The organism is Brachymonas moutaii (nom. illeg.) (genome assembly GCF_049977365.1).
In the GTDB taxonomy this organism is placed as follows: domain Bacteria; phylum Pseudomonadota; class Gammaproteobacteria; order Burkholderiales; family Burkholderiaceae_C; genus Brachymonas.
The window spans coordinates 149,264-166,122 of sequence record NZ_JBNGEN010000007.1; the positions used below are offsets into that span (position 1 = coordinate 149,264).

14 protein-coding genes are annotated in these 16,859 nt (G+C 59.5%); 12 read left to right on the forward strand and 2 right to left on the reverse strand.

What is annotated here, in order from left to right; translation table 11 throughout:
* Positions 1 to 47 precede the first annotated feature (47 nt).
* The 5 genes from ACP2WS_RS09310 (at position 48) to ACP2WS_RS09330 (ending at position 5,322) form a co-directional block, all read left to right on the forward strand.
* Positions 48 to 1,307 carry a flippase gene (locus tag ACP2WS_RS09310; protein ID WP_426460528.1) on the forward strand — a complete coding sequence of 420 codons (1,260 nt, stop codon included), beginning with the start codon at positions 48 to 50 and terminating at the stop codon, positions 1,305 to 1,307.
* On the forward strand, positions 1,294 to 2,301 hold the full coding sequence (locus ACP2WS_RS09315) for a glycosyltransferase family 2 protein (RefSeq protein WP_426460529.1): 1,008 nt from the start codon (positions 1,294 to 1,296) through the stop codon (positions 2,299 to 2,301). The genes ACP2WS_RS09310 and ACP2WS_RS09315 overlap by 14 nt, the downstream gene beginning before the upstream one ends.
* Positions 2,250 to 3,581 (forward strand): O-antigen ligase family protein, encoded by a 1,332-nt coding sequence (locus ACP2WS_RS09320; RefSeq protein WP_426460530.1) that lies wholly within the window; start codon positions 2,250 to 2,252, stop codon positions 3,579 to 3,581. Before ACP2WS_RS09315 ends, ACP2WS_RS09320 begins: the two co-directional genes overlap by 52 nt.
* Positions 3,582 to 3,691: 110 nt before the next feature.
* Positions 3,692 to 4,579 (forward strand): acetylglutamate kinase, encoded by an 888-nt coding sequence (gene argB, locus ACP2WS_RS09325; RefSeq protein ID WP_426460531.1) that lies wholly within the window; start codon positions 3,692 to 3,694, stop codon positions 4,577 to 4,579.
* A gap of 68 nt (positions 4,580 to 4,647) precedes the next feature.
* Positions 4,648 to 5,322, forward strand: coding sequence for a response regulator (locus ACP2WS_RS09330; RefSeq protein WP_374491672.1), 675 nt, complete (start codon positions 4,648 to 4,650; stop codon positions 5,320 to 5,322).
* A 63-nt stretch (positions 5,323 to 5,385) separates the two neighbouring features.
* Here the strand turns inward: ACP2WS_RS09330 and ACP2WS_RS09335 are convergent, their stop codons facing one another.
* A complete protein-coding gene (locus tag ACP2WS_RS09335; protein WP_426460533.1) occupies positions 5,386 to 7,194 on the reverse strand; it encodes a sensor histidine kinase in 1,809 nt (602 codons plus the stop codon).
* Between the two features lie 352 nt (positions 7,195 to 7,546).
* Here ACP2WS_RS09335 and ACP2WS_RS09340 point away from each other — a divergent pair, with 352 nt between their 5' ends.
* From ACP2WS_RS09340 to ACP2WS_RS09370, 7 genes are all read left to right on the forward strand, one after another.
* Positions 7,547 to 8,212: a TetR/AcrR family transcriptional regulator gene (locus ACP2WS_RS09340; RefSeq protein WP_426460535.1), complete on the forward strand. Its 666-nt coding sequence runs from the start codon at positions 7,547 to 7,549 to the stop codon at positions 8,210 to 8,212.
* Between the two features lie 162 nt (positions 8,213 to 8,374).
* The gene (locus ACP2WS_RS09345) at positions 8,375 to 10,171 is read left to right on the forward strand and encodes an acyl-CoA dehydrogenase C-terminal domain-containing protein (RefSeq protein ID WP_374491667.1); all 1,797 of its coding nucleotides are present in this window, start codon (positions 8,375 to 8,377) and stop codon (positions 10,169 to 10,171) included.
* Positions 10,172 to 10,215: 44 nt separating this feature from the next.
* Positions 10,216 to 10,686 carry a DUF2147 domain-containing protein gene (locus ACP2WS_RS09350; protein WP_426460545.1) on the forward strand — a complete coding sequence of 157 codons (471 nt, stop codon included), beginning with the start codon at positions 10,216 to 10,218 and terminating at the stop codon, positions 10,684 to 10,686.
* Between the two features lie 184 nt (positions 10,687 to 10,870).
* Positions 10,871 to 13,270, forward strand: a complete 2,400-nt coding sequence (locus ACP2WS_RS09355; RefSeq protein WP_374491666.1) for a 3-hydroxyacyl-CoA dehydrogenase/enoyl-CoA hydratase family protein — start codon at positions 10,871 to 10,873, stop codon at positions 13,268 to 13,270.
* A gap of 80 nt (positions 13,271 to 13,350) precedes the next feature.
* Entirely contained in the window at positions 13,351 to 14,550 is a 1,200-nt protein-coding gene (locus tag ACP2WS_RS09360) for an acetyl-CoA C-acyltransferase (protein ID WP_374491665.1), read from the forward strand.
* 149 nt (positions 14,551 to 14,699) lie between these two features.
* The gene (locus ACP2WS_RS09365) at positions 14,700 to 15,458 is read left to right on the forward strand and encodes an enoyl-CoA hydratase (RefSeq protein WP_426460536.1); all 759 of its coding nucleotides are present in this window, start codon (positions 14,700 to 14,702) and stop codon (positions 15,456 to 15,458) included.
* A 166-nt stretch (positions 15,459 to 15,624) separates the two neighbouring features.
* Entirely contained in the window at positions 15,625 to 16,137 is a 513-nt protein-coding gene (locus ACP2WS_RS09370; RefSeq protein WP_426460537.1) for a thioesterase family protein, read from the forward strand.
* Between the two features lie 76 nt (positions 16,138 to 16,213).
* On the opposite strand, the gene ACP2WS_RS09375 is transcribed toward ACP2WS_RS09370, so the two are convergent.
* Positions 16,214 to 16,456: a hypothetical protein gene (locus ACP2WS_RS09375; protein WP_426460538.1), complete on the reverse strand. Its 243-nt coding sequence runs from the start codon at positions 16,454 to 16,456 to the stop codon at positions 16,214 to 16,216.
* Between the last annotated feature and the right edge of the window lie 403 nt (positions 16,457 to 16,859).

Consider the following 16,859-nt stretch of genomic DNA (forward strand, 5'->3'; position numbering starts at 1 on the left):
GTTGAATGGTGTGTTTCTTGTGAGGGTTTTGCTTAAAAGGTGCAAGAGTGAGTATATTGAAAAATAGTTTTTGGAATATGCTTGCCTTCGCTGTTCCTACGATAATAACGATACCTGCATTTGGTGTGATATCGCGCTCGCTCGGGTTGGAGAAGTTTGGCGTCTATACAGTGGCATTCGCAATATTGGGGTATGCTTCTGTAATCGATATTGGAATATCTAGGGCTGTAATACGCGAAATTGCACAGAATGGAGGCGATGAAACTCAGGAGGCGAAAATACTTGGTACGGCATATAAAGCGATATTTATTTTTAGCTTTGTTTTTTCCTTTCTTTCTATAATTTTTTCTTCTGAAATTGTAGATATGATGGGGGTGCGGATTGAAAATCATCGCGATGTGCAAATCGGGATGATTTTTTGTTTTTTATCTTTCCCGTTGATGATGATTGTTCAAGTGCTTCTGGCATATTTGGAGGGGAAAGAGGAATTTTACGTACTTGCTAAACAAAGAATTTATACGTCAACGATTAGTGCTATTGTTCCTGCGATATTGTGCTATGAATATAAAAATTCTTTTTTGTGGGCGGGGCTAGGTATATTGATTGGAAGAATTTATACTCTGGTTTTGACTTTTTTCGTCGTGAGGAAGATCTGTCCTGCTTGGCCGCGTGAAATCGATTTCAATATTCTTCGTAGAATGATGAAGTTTGGAGGTTGGTTAACGATCACTAATATTATTAGTCCAATTATGGTTTACTTTGATAGATTGGTTGTGGCTAATTCGCTGGGTGCGGGGAGAGTAGGGATTTATTCGGGGCCATCTGAGTTGGTGGCTCGCTTGAGTGCTATACCGCAGGCTGTTACGCGTTCCCTGTTTCCTAAGCTATCGAATTTAAATGAAGTAAAGAGCCATAAACAATACGTCGTGCAAACTAGATTTATTGTTTTTTTGTCGACTTTTGTGATTTGTGTTGTCGTCTATTTTTTTTCTGGGGCTATTTTGGGAGCATGGCTTGGTCTTAGTTTTAAAACGGATGAATCTATTGCTGTTCTGAGGATTTTGTTGCTGGGTTTCTTTTTTAATTCTATGGCGCAGATACCATTTACGGAGTTGCAGGCAATGGGGCGATCCCGTTTGACGGCATATGTTCATTGTGCAGAAGTTGTTCCATATGTTGTGGTACTTTATTATCTTATGAAGAATTTTGGGCTTTATGGCGTAGCTGCTGCTTGGGCGATAAGAGTAGGGTGTGATTATGTTTTGCTTGAATATTTGACGGGTAAGGCAAAAAATGAATATTACTGAGCTTCAGTGCGCCTCGAAAGAGGTTATTGTGCTCTTGGCAACTTTCAATGGTGAGAAGTTCATTGAAGCACAATTGCAATCGATTGTTGATCAAAATTATCAAAATTTTTCAGTATTGATTCATGATGATGGATCCAGCGATGGTACCAGAGAAATAATATTGAATTTTGTTAAAAGATATCCTGAATTATTTTTTCTGATAGAGGATGGTCTTGTTTTTGGTTCGGCGAAGAATAATTTTTCTCATCTTTTGGGTTTGGCTTCTTCTTTGAATGCTAAATATTTCATGTTCTGCGATCAAGATGATGTTTGGCATAGGGATAAGATAAGTCAATCACTTTTATCTATGCGTGTTATTGAAGGTGTCGATGAAAAAACTCCCTGTTTGGTTTGTACGGATTTGAATCTAATGGACGGGGAAGGTAATATATTTGCCGATTCTTTTTGGAATTATCAGCAAATGGAGTGTAAAAAGGATTTTAAGACTCTTGTTAATAAGAGTTATTATCCTGGATGCTCTATGATGATCAATAAAGCGTTGCTTAATTTTGCTGGTTGCATACCAGATGAAGCAATTATGCATGATTATTGGATTTTGCTTGTGGCTTCGGCTTTTGGAAGAATTTCTGTGATTGATGCTCCTTTGATTTCTTATAGGATTCACGGTGGTAATCTTGTTGGAATAAATGGCTATCAAAAAAATTTCCAAAAAATATTAAAGATTTTGGAGTATTTTAAAAATCAAAGAATGATGGGGAAGAAGCAATTTGACCAGGCTTACGCTTTTTGGAGAATTTATCATGATAAATTGCCGATGGAAATTGATGGTTTTTTGAGAAATTATCTGAAGATTAGGCTTTCGGGAAATTTTATTTTAAAAATAAAAAACCATCGCCTTTTGTATGCTGAAGGATTGATTAAATCTATTAATAAGCTGATTTTGTGGGATTCCTTGCTTTGCAAGGACGTGTATGCGGATGTTGTTTTGTATTGATTTTTATTTGGTTGTTTATGATTGCTATAAAAAGATCATACACTGAGAGTGTTTCTTGGCTTTTTTTGGCCTGTAGTTTTTTAGCAGTCTTGTTGCCTAGTGGCCGGTTTTTCGGTATAAATTTAAAAATAATTTCATTCTTTTTTTTATTGTTTTTTATTGGAATAAAATCTTATATTTTTTCTGATTTTATTAAAAGATTGAATTTTGTCATTTTGTTGTTGATAATTTGGGTTTTTGTTGGGCTTGTGTATTGGCAGGGTGACCTTTCTCCTGTTTTTTCACAGGCTAAAGATATCTTTGTGACAGCTGTTTTCCCTATAATTGGAAAAATTCTTCTGCAAAGAAATATGCTGACTGCTGAAAGACTTCTTCGAAGTGCAACGGTTTGGCTTTTTGTTATTGCGTTGATAAAGATTTTTATTTTCATTTTTTCATTTGTTGCTGGTGTTCCTGTGTATGTGGTTATGGAAGGCATTTCGGAGTTTTTCGGTACTTCTCTGATGTCTTTCGATCTTGGGGATTTGGGAGGAAGAATTCAATTCGTTTCTGATTTGTTAATTCCTTTCGTTATATTTTATATTCTTTCTTTAAAAAAGAATAGAAACAGGTTTGATTTCTTTGTTTTGTTTTCGCTGATTTTTTCTGCTTTGGTTGGTTTTTCTAGATATGTGTGGGTGGTGGTGGCGGTTTCGGTTTTTTTGTCTAACTTTCTTGTTTTGAGGAAAAGAAAGAGATTTGCTATTTTTATTTTTATAATTTTGTTTTCGTGTGTCTTTTATTTTTTTGAAAAAGAATATATTGATTATGTATTCTTGCAGAGATTTGATAGCGTCGCTTCCTCTGAGTCTGATTTGGTTAGACAAGAACAATCCAGAAATCTATGGGCGTGGTTTTGGGATGCTCCTTTGATGGGGCATGGTTTGGGTGCGTACATTCCAGGCTATATAAGGAGTGAGGAGGCACCTTACTCTTATGAGCTTCAGCTATTGGCTCTTCTAGGACAGATGGGAATTATCGGCGTAGGTTTCTTGTCGATTGCCGCCATCAGCCTTTATTGGCGTCAATTTTTAATGGCTTTACGTTCTAATTTGATGGATGCTGTGGCTATTTTTGTGCTTTCTGTTTTTTGGATTATGAGTGGTCTTTATAATCCCTATTTGTTTTCTTCTTCTGCTGGTGTAATCTATACAGTAATTTTTGCGCTTTATTTTTATATTTCTTTCGAATGTCGTTCGAAGGGCGGTGTTTCGGATTATTTGAATATAAAGTCAATTTGATCTAATAAAATTTGTGTTTATTATTAATGTTTCGTCTGGTTGGAATTTATTTTAGTGAGTGGTGTCAAATCAATTTTTTGGCAATCGTTTTCTGTAATTAATTTTATTTTATGATTGATTCTACAAAATCTCTGACTAGGAATAATGTCGAAGTGCTGGCTCAGGCGCTTCCGAGCATCCAGAAATATCACGGCAAGACCATGGTGATTAAGTATGGCGGCAACGCCATGACCGATCCGGCCCTGCAGAAGGCGTTTGCCGAGGACATCGTGCTCCTGAAGCTGGTGGGCATCAATCCGGTGGTGGTGCATGGCGGGGGGCCGCAGATCGAGACGGCGCTCAAGCGGCTGGGCAAGGAAGGGCACTTCGTGCAGGGCATGCGCGTGACCGATGCCGAGACCATGGGCGTGGTGGCGTGGGTGCTGGCCGGCGAGGTGCAGCAGCAGATCGTCGGGCTCATCAATCAGGTGGGCGGCAAGGCCGTGGGCCTGACCGGACGCGATGGCGCCATGATCCGTGCCCACAAGCTGCGGCTCAAGGACCAGCACGACCCGTCCATCGAACATGACGTGGGCATGGTGGGCGACATCGAGGAGATCGACCCGAGCGTGGTCAAAGCGCTGCAGGACGATCAGTTCATCCCCGTGGTCAGCCCCATCGGCTATGGCGTGGACAACGAGAGCTATAACATCAACGCCGATGTGGTGGCGGCTGCGCTGGCCACCAAGCTCCAGGCCGAGAAGCTGCTCATGCTCACCAACATTGCCGGGGTGCTCGACAAGCAGGGCCAGCTGCTGCCCGAGCTCACGCCCACACGGGTGGACGAGCTGTGTGCCGATGGAACCATTTCCGGGGGCATGATTCCCAAGATTTCCGGGGCGCTCGAAGCGGCCAAGCGCGGTGTCAAGGCCGTGCACATCATCGACGGTCGGGTGCCGCACAGCATGCTGCTCGAAGTGCTGACCGAGCAGGCCTACGGCACCATGATCCGGGCCTGAAGACGGCGGAGCCGGCCCGTGGGGCGGGGCGGCTCCCTGAGAGTGCCCCGTCATAAAGGAGAACAGACATGCGATTGCTGCTGGTGGAAGACGACCAGATGCTGGCCGATGGCATCAAGCAGGGGCTGACCACGGCGGGCGGCTATGTCGTGGATGCGGTGGGCAGTGCCGAAGCGGCGCTGGATGCCCTGACATCCGACGAGTTCGATGCCGCAATCATCGACGTGGGCCTGCCCGGCATGGACGGCATGGCGCTCACGCGCCGCATTCGCGAGCGGGGGCTGAATCTGCCGGTGCTCATGCTGACGGCCCGGGATTCGCTCCAGGACCGGGTGCAGGGACTGGATGTGGGCGCTGACGATTACATGGTCAAGCCTTTCGAGCTGCCGGAGCTGCTGGCGCGGCTGCGGGCACTGCTGCGGCGATCGCAGGCGGCCACCACGTCGGTCCTCACGCTCGGGCCCATTGCGCTCGATACGGCGGCCCACCAGGTCACGGCCGATGGCCAGCCGCTCGACATGGGCCCACGCGAATGGACGGTGCTGCAGTATCTGATGCTGCATGCACCCAAGCCCGTGAGCAAGGAGAAGCTGCTGCAGGCGCTCACCGGCTGGGACAAGGAAATCACCCTCAATGCGGTGGAGGTCTATATCTCCCGGCTGCGGGCCAAGCTCGACCCCTACGGCATCGCGCTGCGGTCGATCCGTGGCTTCGGCTACCGCATCGAGCACAACGGGCACTGAAGGGGGCTTGAAGGGGGCTTCAGCCGGGCGACTGCCCGGCATGGAGGCTGTGTGCAGCCGTCACTACTCCCCCTGCACGGTGTTGCCGTAGCGCAGGAGCAGCGAGGCGGCAAAGAGCAGTGTGACCTTCAGGCCGCAGCCGGTGTCCTGCTCGTGGGGCATACCGTCCGAGAGAATCAGGTCGCTGTGATGGCGCAGCGCGATTTCGCGGGCGATGGCCAGGCCGAGGCCGGTGCCTTCGCCCTTGGTGCCGGGGACGCGGTAGAAGCGCTCGAACACATGGGTACGCTCCGTCACCGGGATGCCGGGGCCGTTGTCCTCCACTTCCACGAAGGCGCGGGGCGGAATCGGGGCGTGTTCGGGGTGGCCGGTGACGCGGGCCAGCATGCTGGCATGGTCGTGCTCATCGGTATCGCCGACGCCCTGCACGCCGCAGCGCAGGGTGATCACGCCGCCTTCCGGGGTGTAGTGGATGGCGTTGACGATCAGGTTGCTCAGGAGTTCGCGCAGCCACAGCGCATGGGCGGAGACGCGCACCGGCTGCACGTCCAGCCCGAGGTCGATGTTCTTGGCGGCGGCGGCATCGAGGTGCGATTCGAGCAGGTCCTCGCACAGCGCCTTGAGGTCGACGGCCTGCAGGTGCTGCGCTTCCATGGCATCGGAATCGGCGCGGGACAGCGACAGGAGCTGGTGCACGAGCTGCGAGTTGCGCCGGATGGCCGCACGCAGGCGGGTGAGCTCTGCCACAGGGATCTGGGCCACATGCTGGTGCAGCTCCGGACTCCAGACCAGACGGATGCCGTTGGCATCGGCTCCTGTGCCCGCGCCTGCCCCAGAGCCTGTCGGGGGGGGCAATGCTGGAGCCGTGTCTGCCAGACCGGGTGTGTGGAGCCGGGCGGGAGGGGAGGACGGCAGTGCGTCCTGCTGCTGCCGCAGGGACTCGGTCCAGGCCTCGATCTGGGCCTGCAGGCCTGCCAGCGGGGTGCGGAGCTGGTGCGCGGCGTCGGCCACGAAGCGGCGCTGGGTTTCGGCCTGGGCGTTCACGAGGGCGAACAGGCGGTTGAGCGAGGCGATGAGGGGGCGGATTTCTTCCGGTGTGATGCGTTCGTCGATGCTGCTGAGGTCCCGGGGAGAGCGCTGCTCGACGGCCATGATGAGGTCGCGCAGCGGCTTGAGGGCGCGCCGCACCGCCCAGCTGATGACGAGCGAGGCACCCGCAATCATCACGAGGTTGGGCAGCAGGACCTTGAGAAAGAGCTGCTGCAGCCAGCGCTTGCGCGGGTCGGAGGCGTCGGCCACTTCGACTACCACGTCGCCTGCCACGCTGGGCACGCGCTGGACCACGATGCGGTAGCTGGTGCCCTTGACGTCCTGGTTGAAGAAGTCGGGGTCCTGGGTCACGGGCACGATCGAGGGCAGGCGTTCGTCGCCGTGCAGCAGCTTGCGCTTGGGGGTGTAGACCTTGTAGGTGACGAGGCCCTGGCGCTCCTTGAGGAATTCTTCCACCGGTGGGGCGAGCAGGAGCACGGGCGGGTCGCCCTCATGTGCGCCCACCGCGATGATCGAATCCGCCAGCAGGGGCACGAGCTGCAGGAGCTGCTTGTCCTGCTGCGAGGCGGCCGAGTCGGCCGAGCGGTAGTCCGACCAGGCGTTGATGAGCGCGAGCACGACCAGCGGGGCGATCAGCAGCATGAGCAGACGGCGCTGGATGCGCACCGTGTCCACCCGGGCCACTGCGCGGTCTGCCACGGCCCGCGCCCGCGCACTGGCGGCGGCATCGGGGGAGCGGGGGGAAGACAGGGCGTCGGCAGCGTCCGCCTCGGTGAGGGAGTGGGGGGCCAGGCGCAGCCGCAGCCAGCGGGGAAGGTTCATGGGGCGAGTATGCGGGAAAAGGGATCGAATTCCCAAGGCCCGCGATGCTTGTCCGGCCGAAGGCGTGTGGAGCCCACGCCCCCGCCCGCACCGTGGCATCGGGCCCCCGGAGGGCAGATCGAGGGCAGGCTGCAGGGTGTGCGCCCGAGGGAAAACGGCAGGAAACGAGGAGTCTCCCCATGCGCTGCGGGGATAGGGTGCGCTACCATGGGCGCCGCAAGCATGTTACATCCTGCGAGGAGGTGGGGAGGTGTGCTGCAGGATGCCTGGTGCTGGCTCGCGCGGCTAGGTGTCTTCCCTAGATGTGCCTGAAAAAAGCACGACCGTTCTATTCATTTGATATATTCACGCCATGTCCACGATCCATCCTGTTTCGTCGTCCAAACCCGAAGCGGAGAGCCACGGCAGCCGCCGTGCCCACCACAAGGGAATGCACACCCGTGCCATGCTGCTCGATGCAGCACTGGCGCTGGCGAGCGAGCTGGGATTGGAGGGCATCAGCATCGGTGCGCTGGCCGAGATGGTCGGCATGAGCAAGTCCGGCGTGTTTGCCCATTTCGGGTCGCGCGAGGATCTGCAGATTGCCATCGTTCAGGAGTATTACCAGCGTTTCGAGCAGGAGGTGTTCTATCCCGCCCTCAAGGCGCCCCGGGGTTTGCCGCGGGTGCGGGCGATGTTCGGCAACTGGATCCAGCGGGTCACGGAGGAGGTGCAGTCCGGCTGCATCTTCATCAGTGGCGCGGTGGAGTTCGATGACCGCGAGGGGGCTGTGCGCGACGCGTTGCAACGTGCCGTGCGCAGCTGGCTGGCGGCCATGTACCGGGCGATCGAGCAGGCCAAGGAAGAAGGACACCTCCGGCCCGATACCGATGCGCAGCAAATGGTGTTCGAGACCCATGGGCTGATTCTGTCGGTGCACTACGAGGCGCGCTTCCTGCAGGAGCCGCACGCACTCGACCGGATTGCGCGGGGTTTCGAGCGCATCGTGGCGTATTACAGCACCGGCACGTCCGCGTAGGCGCGGCGGGGTACGGGCGGTAGACGTCGGAGAGGAGTTCCACCGGAAGCGGTGCGACATCGGGGGGCCTGCGGGCAGGCCCGATGCTGCGGAGCCATCGGTGGGGTTCGAGGTCTTGAATGAACGAGGCGCATGCGTGCGCCGGACACAGGAGATGGACAGATGCCGATTTACAACCCGCCCCTGCGCGACATGCAGTTCGTGATGCACGAGGTGTTCGACGTGAGCCGCGAGTTCGCCGCCATGCCGGCCTTTGCCGAGGTGGATCGCGAGACCGTCAACGCCGTGCTCGAAGAAGGGGGCAAGTTCGCCGCCGAGGTGATCTTCCCGCTCAATATTTCCGGGGATACGGAGGGCTGCCGGCTCGACGTGGTCACGCACGAGGTGACGCCGCCCCAGGGCTTCAAGGAAGCCTACCGCCAGTATGTGGAAGGGGGCTGGCCTGCGCTGTCCTGCGCTCCCGAGTTCGGCGGGCAGGGGCTGCCTGCCGTGGTCAACCAGTGCTTCTACGAGATGCTGAACTCGGCCAACCAGGCCTGGACCATGTACCCCGGCCTGAGCCACGGTGCCTACGAGGCCCTGTTCGCACACGGAACCGAATGGCAGAAGACGACCTATCTGCCCCGGCTGGTGAGCGGAGTGTGGACGGGCACCATGTGTCTGACCGAACCGCACTGCGGCACCGATCTGGGGCTGCTGCGGACCAGGGCCGTGCCGCAGGAAGACGGCAGCTACCGCATCACCGGCAACAAGATATTCATCAGCGCGGGCGAGCACGACATGGTGGAGAACATCGTGCACCTGGTGCTGGCCCGCCTGCCCGACGCGCCTGCGGGGAGCAAGGGCATCAGCCTGTTTGCAGTGCCCAAGTTCCTGGTGAACACCGATGGCTCGCTGGGTGCGCGCAACGGCATTTTCTGCACGTCGCTTGAGCACAAGATGGGCATTCATGCCAATGCCACGGCCGCACTGGCCCTGGAAGATGCCGTGGGCACCCTGATCGGCGAGCCGAACAAGGGGCTGCAGGCCATGTTCGTGATGATGAACGCGGCCCGGCTGGGTGTGGGCAACCAGTCGCTGGGACTGACCGAGGTGGCGTACCAGAATGCGCTGGTCTATGCCAAGGACCGCCTGCAGATGCGCAGCCTCTCGGGGACCAAGGCCAAGGACAAGCCGGCCGATCCCATCATCGTGCACCCCGACGTGCGCCGCATGCTGCTCACGGCCAAGGCCTGGGCAGAAGGGGGCCGGGCGCTGGGCGTCTATGCCTCGCTGCTGCTCGACAAGGAGCAGCATCACCCCGATGCCAAGGTGCGCAAGGACGCCGGCGAGATTCTCGCGCTGCTCACGCCGATCGTGAAGGCCTTTCTCACCGACAACGGCTTCCAGGCGGCGGTGGAGTGCCAGCAGGTGTTCGGCGGGCACGGCTACATCAAGGAATGGGGCATGGAGCAGTTCGTGCGCGACGCCCGCATCAACATGATCTACGAGGGCACGAACACCGTGCAGTCGCTCGACCTGCTGGGACGCAAGGTGCTGGGCAACCAGGGAGCCACGCTCCGCAAGTTCGGCAAGGAAGTGGCGGCCTTCATCGAGAGCGAAGGTGTCAATGAGAAGATGGCCGAGTTCATCAACCCGCTGGCGCTGATTGCGGGCCAGATGGAGAAGTTCACCACCGAAATCGGGTTCCGGGGGTTCCAGAACGCCGACGAGGTGGGGGCAGCGGCTGTGCCCTACCTGCGCGTGGCCGGGCATCTGGTGTTTGCCTACATGTTTGCCCGCATGGCGCAGGTGGCGCTCCGGGCGATCGCCGAGGGGAACACCGATCCGTTCTACCAGGGCAAGCTGCAGACGGCACGGTTCTACTTTGCCCGGCTGTTCCCCGAGACGCTCACGCTCATGAAGACGGCACGTGCCGGCAGCCGGGTGCTGCTCGACACCGATGCCGCGCTCGCCTGAGCGGCATGCGCAACCTGCAACCTGCTGGAGGAGACAGATCCATGATGAACCAGACGCATGCACGCAGAGGCCGGGGACTGGCCGTTGCCCTGGGGATGGCCGGTGCGCTGCTGGTCCAGGCGGGAGCCTGGGCGGCCGAGATGACTCCGGTCGGCACCTGGCGCAGCATCGACGACAGGACGGGCGCACCCAAGGCGCAGATCGTGATCCGCGAACGCGGCGGGGCGCTCTATGGCCGCATCGAGAAGCTCCTGCGGCCCGGAGCCGACCCGCATGCCGTGTGCAGCCACTGCACCGATGACCGCAAGGACAAGCCCATGGTGGGGCTGGAAATCATCCGCGGCGCCCGCCGCGATGGCGACCGGGCGGTCTGGGAAGAAGGCAAGATTCTGGATCCCGAGAGCGGACGCAGCTATACCCTGCGCCTGACGCCGGTGGAGGAAGGCCGCAGGCTGCAGGTGCGCGGTTCGGTGTTCGGCATCGGCCGCACACAGACCTGGGTGCGCGTGCACTGATCCGGGCACTTGAGACCGGGCCGGCCGCCATGGGCCGAGCGGGCCCGGGCCGATGCTGACTGTCTTTTTTCCCTCCATCCCATCAACCCGCTGGCTGCGAGGCCGCGTGGGGAAGACCGGCTCCTGCAGTGTGCGCAGGGGGTGTCCCCACCGGCCTGCAGACGGCTGAACCGAAAGCAAAACCATGTCCCGATTTCAAGTGAAGAAGGTCGCCGTGCTGGGTGCCGGCGTCATGGGTGCGCAGATTGCCGCGCACCTGGTCAATGTGAAGGTGCCGGTGGTGCTGTTCGACCTTCCGGCCAAGGAAGGTCCCAAGAGTGGCATCGCGCTGCGTGCCATCGACAATCTCCGCAAGCTCAAACCCTCGCCGCTGGGCGTGGCGGACGACGCGGCGCTCATCGAGCCGGCCAACTACGAGGAGCACATGGCGCTCCTGCAGGAGTGCGATCTGGTGATCGAGGCGATCGCCGAGCGCATGGACTGGAAGACCGACCTGTACCACAGGATCGCGCCGCACGTGGCTCCCCATGCCATTGTGGCGTCCAACACCTCGGGCCTGTCCATCACCCGGCTGTCGGAGGCACTGCCCGAGAGCCTGCGGCCGAGCTTCTGCGGCATCCACTTCTTCAATCCGCCGCGCTACATGTATCTGGTGGAGCTGATCGCCACGCCGACCACGCAGCCGCGCATTCTCGACGACCTCGAAACCTTCTGCACCAGCGCGCTCGGCAAGGGCGTGGTGCGCGCCAAGGACACCCCCAACTTCATCGCCAACCGCGTGGGCATCGCCGGCATGCTCTCGACCATGATCGAGGCCGAGAAGTTCGGTCTGACCTATGACGTGGTGGACGATCTCACGGGCAAGAAGCTCGGACGGGCGAGCTCCGGCACCTTCCGGACCGCCGACGTGGTCGGTCTCGACACCATGGCGCACGTGATCCACACCATGCAGGAGAACCTCTCGGCCGAGACCGATCCGTTCTACGGCAGCTTCGGGACTCCCGCCGTGGTGGCGCGGCTCATCGAAAAGGGCAATCTGGGGCAGAAAACCAAGGCCGGTTTCTTCAAGAAGGTGGGACGCGATATCCTGCGCTATGACCTGGCCGAGGACGACTATGTCCCCGCCGGCGACAAGAGCGACGAGGTGTATGCCCGCATGCTCAGGAAGCCTGCGGCCGAGCGCCTGCGGCTGCTGCGCCATGCAGAAGGCGCCCAGGGCCGCTTCGTGTGGGCCGTGCTGCGCGACCAGATGCACTACGCGGCCGTGCATCTGCAGACCATTGCCCATACCGCGCGGGACGTCGACTTCGCCATGCGCTGGGGGTACGGTAGCAAGCAGGGCCCGTTCGAGCTGTGGCAGGAGGCCGGCTGGCTGGAAGTGGCCCACATGATCCAGGAAGACATCGACCGGGGCGAAGCGCTGTGCAAGGCGCCGCTGCCTGAGTGGGTGTTCCGGGGACCGGTTGCCGACGCGGGCGGCGTGCACACGCCCGAGGGCTCGTTCAACCCCTCGACCGGCGAGTTCGAGCCCCGCTCGGCACTGCCCGTGTATGCCCGCCAGTACTTCCCCGAGAGCGTGCACGGCAGCGTGCAGGCCGATCCGGCCACGGCGGGCACCACTGTGCACGAGGACGATGCCCTCCGCCTCTGGACGCTCGATCACGAAGTGCTCATCGCTTCCATCAAGACCAAGATGCACACCATCAGCCCCGCCGTGGGCGAGGGTCTGACCCGCGCCGTGGAGCTGGCCGAGCAGTCCTACCAGGGGCTGGTCATCTGGTCGAACGACGAATGGTTCAGCGCCGGCGCTGACCTGCAGAGCGTGCTGCCTGCCTTCATGGCGGGGGGCGCCCTCACCGTCAACGGCATGGAGCAGGAACTCCAGCAGCTCATGCTGCGCATGCGCTATGCCCAGGTGCCCACCGTCGCCGCCGTGCGGGGGCTGGCACTGGGCGGTGGCTGCGAGATGGCCGTCTACAGCAGTGCGCGTGTGGTGGCCATGGAGAGCTACATCGGGCTGGTCGAGGTGGGGGTGGGCCTCATCCCCGGAGCCGGGGGGTTGACCTACATTGCCCGCCGCGCGGCCGAGCATGCCGCACACAGCACGGGCAAGGATCTGCTGCCCTTCCTCACAGAAGGCTTCACCGCAGCGGCCATGGCCAAGGTGGGCACCAGCGCCCTCGAAAGCCGCAAGCTCGGCTATGTGCTCGACAGCGATGTGATCGTGCCCAACAAGGACGAACTGCTGTACGTGGCCATCGCCCAGGCCAAGGCCCTGTACCAGACCGGCTACCGCCCGCCCATGAAGCGGCTGTTCCCGGTGGCGGGGCGCGACGGCATCGCCACCATCAAGGGCTCGCTCGTCAACATGCGCGACGGTGGCTTCATCAGCCAGCACGACTACGACATCGCCTCCATGATCGCGCGCATCGTGTGCGGCGGAGACGTGGACCCCGGCACGCTGGTGAGCGAGGAGTACCTGATGCAGCTCGAACGCGAAGCCTTCACGGCCCTCATCGCCCATCCCCTGACCCAGGACCGCATCCTCCACATGATGAACACCGGCAAGCCGCTGCGGAACTGACCCCGCACCGCACGCACTGCCACCCCCCTGACAGAGTCCGTTCCCTACAGGGAACGGCCCCCATATCCGGAGTCTGAAGCATGAGCAAACAAATCCAGGACGCCTACATCGTGGCCGCGACCCGCACGCCCATCGGTCGCTCGCACAAGGGCTATTTCAAGCACACCCGTCCCGACACCCTGCTGGTGCGGGCACTGCAGTCGGCCATGGCGCAGGTGCCGGGGCTCGACCCCGCAGCCGTCGAGGACATCATCTGCGGCTGTGCCATTCCCGAGGCCCAGCAGGGCCTCAACATCGCCCGTGTGGGCGCCGTGCTTGCCGGGCTGCCCGAGAGCGTGGGCGGCATCACCGTCAACCGCTTCTGTGCCTCCGGACTCAGCGCCGTAGCCATGGCGGCCGACCGCATCCGGGTGGGCGAGGCCGATGTGATGATCGCCGCTGGCGTCGAAAGCATGAGCCTCGTGCCCATGATGGGCAACACGCCCTCGCTGTCACCCACCATCTTCGACGGCAACCACGACATCGGCATCGCCTATGGCATGGGCCTCACCGCCGAAAAGGTGGCCCAGCAGTGGAAGGTGAGCCGCGAGGCACAGGACGCCTTTGCGGTCGAGTCCCACCGCCGTGCCGTGGCCGCCATGCAGTCCGGTGCCTTCCGCGACGAAATGACCCCTGTGGACATCGAGGAGCGCCGTCTCGACCTGGCCACTGGCGAGGTCCGTGTCTCGACCCGCACCGTCGATCTGGACGAAGGCGCACGGCCCGACACCACCCTGGAAGGACTGGCCCGGCTGCGCACCGTGTTTGCCGCGCGCGGCACCGTCACCGCCGGCAACAGCTCCCAGACCAGCGATGGGGCGGGCGCCCTCATTCTGGCGAGCGAGGCGGCGGTCAAGCGCTTCGGCCTCACGCCACTGGCGCGTTTCGTGAGCTTCGCGGCCAAGGGCGTGCCCCCGGCCATCATGGGCATCGGCCCCATCGAGGCCATTCCCGCTGCCCTGCGCGTGGCCGGACTGCGGCAGGACGACATGGACTGGATCGAGCTCAACGAAGCCTTCGCCGCCCAGTCCCTCGCGGTCATCAACACCCTGGGACTCGACGCCGCCAAGGTCAATCCCATGGGCGGCGCCATTGCCCTCGGCCACCCGCTGGGCGCCACCGGTGCCATCCGCTCGGCCACCGTCGTGCACGCCCTGCAGCGCAACCGGCTCCGGTACGGCATGGTCACCATGTGCGTCGGCATGGGACAGGGTGCTGCCGGCATCTTCGAGCGCGTGTAAGCTGGGCGCGTGTCCCTGCCCGTGTGTCGGGCAGGGAATTCCGTGCGTGACTTTCCTGTCCATACTGCTTGCCGTCCCTGCCGGGGCTCCAGGCGGTGGCGGACACACCATGGCACGCCCCTTCCCTTCTCCAGATTCCCTGCATTTCCATGTCCGACATCCTGACCCACATCGACCACGGCATTGCCACCATCACCCTCAACCGGGTGGACAAGAAGAACGCCTTCACGGCTGCCATGTACGCCGACATGGCCCGTTTCATGGAGCAGGTGGCACAGGAGGACGGGGTGCGCGTGCTCGTCTTCCAGGGACATCCCACCGTGTTCTCGGCCGGCAATGACATTGCCGACTTCCTGCACCATCCTCCTTCCACGCCTGAGGCGCCTGTGTTCCGCTTCCTGGAGCAGATCAGCACCTTTCCCAAGCCTGTGGTGGCCGCGGTGGCCGGTCCTGCCGTAGGCATCGGCACCACCATGCTGCTGCATTGCGATCTGGTGTACGCAGGCGACAATGCCGCGTTTTCCATGCCCTTCGTCAACCTCGGCCTGTGTCCCGAGGCCGCCTGCAGCCTGCTCGCGCCCCTGCGCATGGGGCATGCCCGTGCGAGCGAGGCCCTGTTGCTGGGTGAACCCTTCCTGGCCGATGCAGCGCTCGAAATGGGCGTCGTCAACCGCATCGTCGCCCCTGTCGAGGTGAACGCCTACGCGCAGGCACAGGCAGCGCGCCTGGCGGCCAAGCCCCTGTCCTCCCTGATCGAAACCAAGCGCCTGCTCAAGGCCGATCTGCAGCCAGCCATTGCCGCACGCATGGCCGAGGAAGCCACGGTCTTTGCCCGCATGCTGCGCGAACCTGCCGCGCGAGAGGCCTTTGCTGCCTTCATGGAAAAGCGCCCGCCCCAGTTCCATTGAGCGCCCGGGAATTGAGCACTCGGGAGCCGGATCGTCGCTCCACTCTCTGCGTGGCAGCCGGCAGAAAGGGGCAGGGCAGCGTTCCGTGCTCCCCGCCTCCCTCTCGTGCTGCGCTTTTGCCCACTTCTCTTTTTCTTCCTTTTTCCCGTTTCAGGAGACACCGGCCATGAGCAGTACCCAGGTCCCTACGCGAGCCCTCCCTTTCGAGCAGCTGGCCGCCGTGGAGCTCGATCCGGAATTCGTGCGCGCCGTGCACGACATGTTCGGAGAAAAAATGGCCTTCAACCGTCTGCTGGGCCTGCGGCTGACGCGCAGCACCCCGCTGGTGAGCGAAGCGGCCATGGACCTGCGTCCCGAGCTCATCGGGCACTATGCCCATCGGCGCATCCATGGGGGCGCCATTGCGGCTGCGCTCGACACCATGGGCGGATTGGCCGTCATGAACGCCATCGGGGCACGCTATCAGCACGAACCACTGGAGCAGCGCCTGCGCCACTTCATGCATCTGAGCACCATCGATTTGCGCATCGACTACCTGCGCCCTGGCCTCGACGAGCACTACACCCTGCGCGCCGAGGTGCTTCGGCTCGGGTCCCGCCTGGCCAGCACCCGCATGGAGTTCATGACGGGAGAAGGCAGGGTGCTGGCGCTGGGCACCGCTGCCTACATGGTGGCCTGAAGCCGGGGCCTGTCTCTCTGTGCCCTACTCCTGCGCAGGAGCAGGAAGAACACAGGCCCGGAGCTTCCTTCGGGGGTCAGGCCTTCCAGCCACCTGCCTGCTGCGTGAGGCGCAGCTGAGCGGGCAGCGCGTCGAGCGTGCCGTTGTGCACCTCCTGCCCATCCACCTTGACCACTACCTGGGGCTCATCCACCAGGAACATGACAGTGCCCATCACACTGGTGCGCAGTTCTCCACAGCCGCTGGCAGACACGAGCGTGCCGGAAACCGGCTGCCCCTGTGCATCCAGCAATTCGATAGTCAATTTTTTTGCCGACATGAGAATTCCTTTTCAAATCGAGAGGGCGGAAAGGAACTACTGGAATCTACCCGCCCCGCTGACGCGCATTGTGACGCAACTCGGTCGGCATTCCGGCACATAGGCGAATAAAGCATGAAGAATCATATGGTTGCCCATTCACCAGAAACCTTTAGCGGCGTAAATTTTTTAAAAATGGCATGAATGCCATCATGAAAGTAGCTGATCGCGGTAGATTCACCGCGCACCAGTGCCCGCGCAGCTGCACTTCAGGCTTCCGGCCGATTTCCTTTCTCCCTCTTTGCAAAACTCCTGACCGCGCGCAGTGCGCCGATGGTGCTCACTCCGTGTGCAGCGGCACACGTGTCGGAAGAGGGGCTGGCGGCAGCAGGCGCTGGGTGAACAGGTCTTCCTGGTAATAGCG

What these genes read in the sequence shown, in the direction of transcription:
- ACP2WS_RS09315 (WP_426460529.1), top strand. Translation starts at nt 1,294, where the DNA reads ATGAATATTACTGAGCTTCAGTGCGCCTCGAAAGAGGTTATTGTGCTC.
- argB (WP_426460531.1), top strand. Translation starts at nt 3,692, where the DNA reads ATGATTGATTCTACAAAATCTCTGACTAGGAATAATGTCGAAGTGCTG.
- ACP2WS_RS09330 (WP_374491672.1), top strand. Translation starts at nt 4,648, where the DNA reads ATGCGATTGCTGCTGGTGGAAGACGACCAGATGCTGGCCGATGGCATC.
- ACP2WS_RS09335 (WP_426460533.1), bottom strand. Translation starts at nt 7,194, where the DNA reads ATGAACCTTCCCCGCTGGCTGCGGCTGCGCCTGGCCCCCCACTCCCTC.
- ACP2WS_RS09340 (WP_426460535.1), top strand. Translation starts at nt 7,547, where the DNA reads ATGTCCACGATCCATCCTGTTTCGTCGTCCAAACCCGAAGCGGAGAGC.
- ACP2WS_RS09345 (WP_374491667.1), top strand. Translation starts at nt 8,375, where the DNA reads ATGCCGATTTACAACCCGCCCCTGCGCGACATGCAGTTCGTGATGCAC.
- ACP2WS_RS09350 (WP_426460545.1), top strand. Translation starts at nt 10,216, where the DNA reads ATGAACCAGACGCATGCACGCAGAGGCCGGGGACTGGCCGTTGCCCTG.
- ACP2WS_RS09355 (WP_374491666.1), top strand. Translation starts at nt 10,871, where the DNA reads ATGTCCCGATTTCAAGTGAAGAAGGTCGCCGTGCTGGGTGCCGGCGTC.
- ACP2WS_RS09360 (WP_374491665.1), top strand. Translation starts at nt 13,351, where the DNA reads ATGAGCAAACAAATCCAGGACGCCTACATCGTGGCCGCGACCCGCACG.
- ACP2WS_RS09365 (WP_426460536.1), top strand. Translation starts at nt 14,700, where the DNA reads ATGTCCGACATCCTGACCCACATCGACCACGGCATTGCCACCATCACC.
- ACP2WS_RS09370 (WP_426460537.1), top strand. Translation starts at nt 15,625, where the DNA reads ATGAGCAGTACCCAGGTCCCTACGCGAGCCCTCCCTTTCGAGCAGCTG.
- ACP2WS_RS09375 (WP_426460538.1), bottom strand. Translation starts at nt 16,456, where the DNA reads ATGTCGGCAAAAAAATTGACTATCGAATTGCTGGATGCACAGGGGCAG.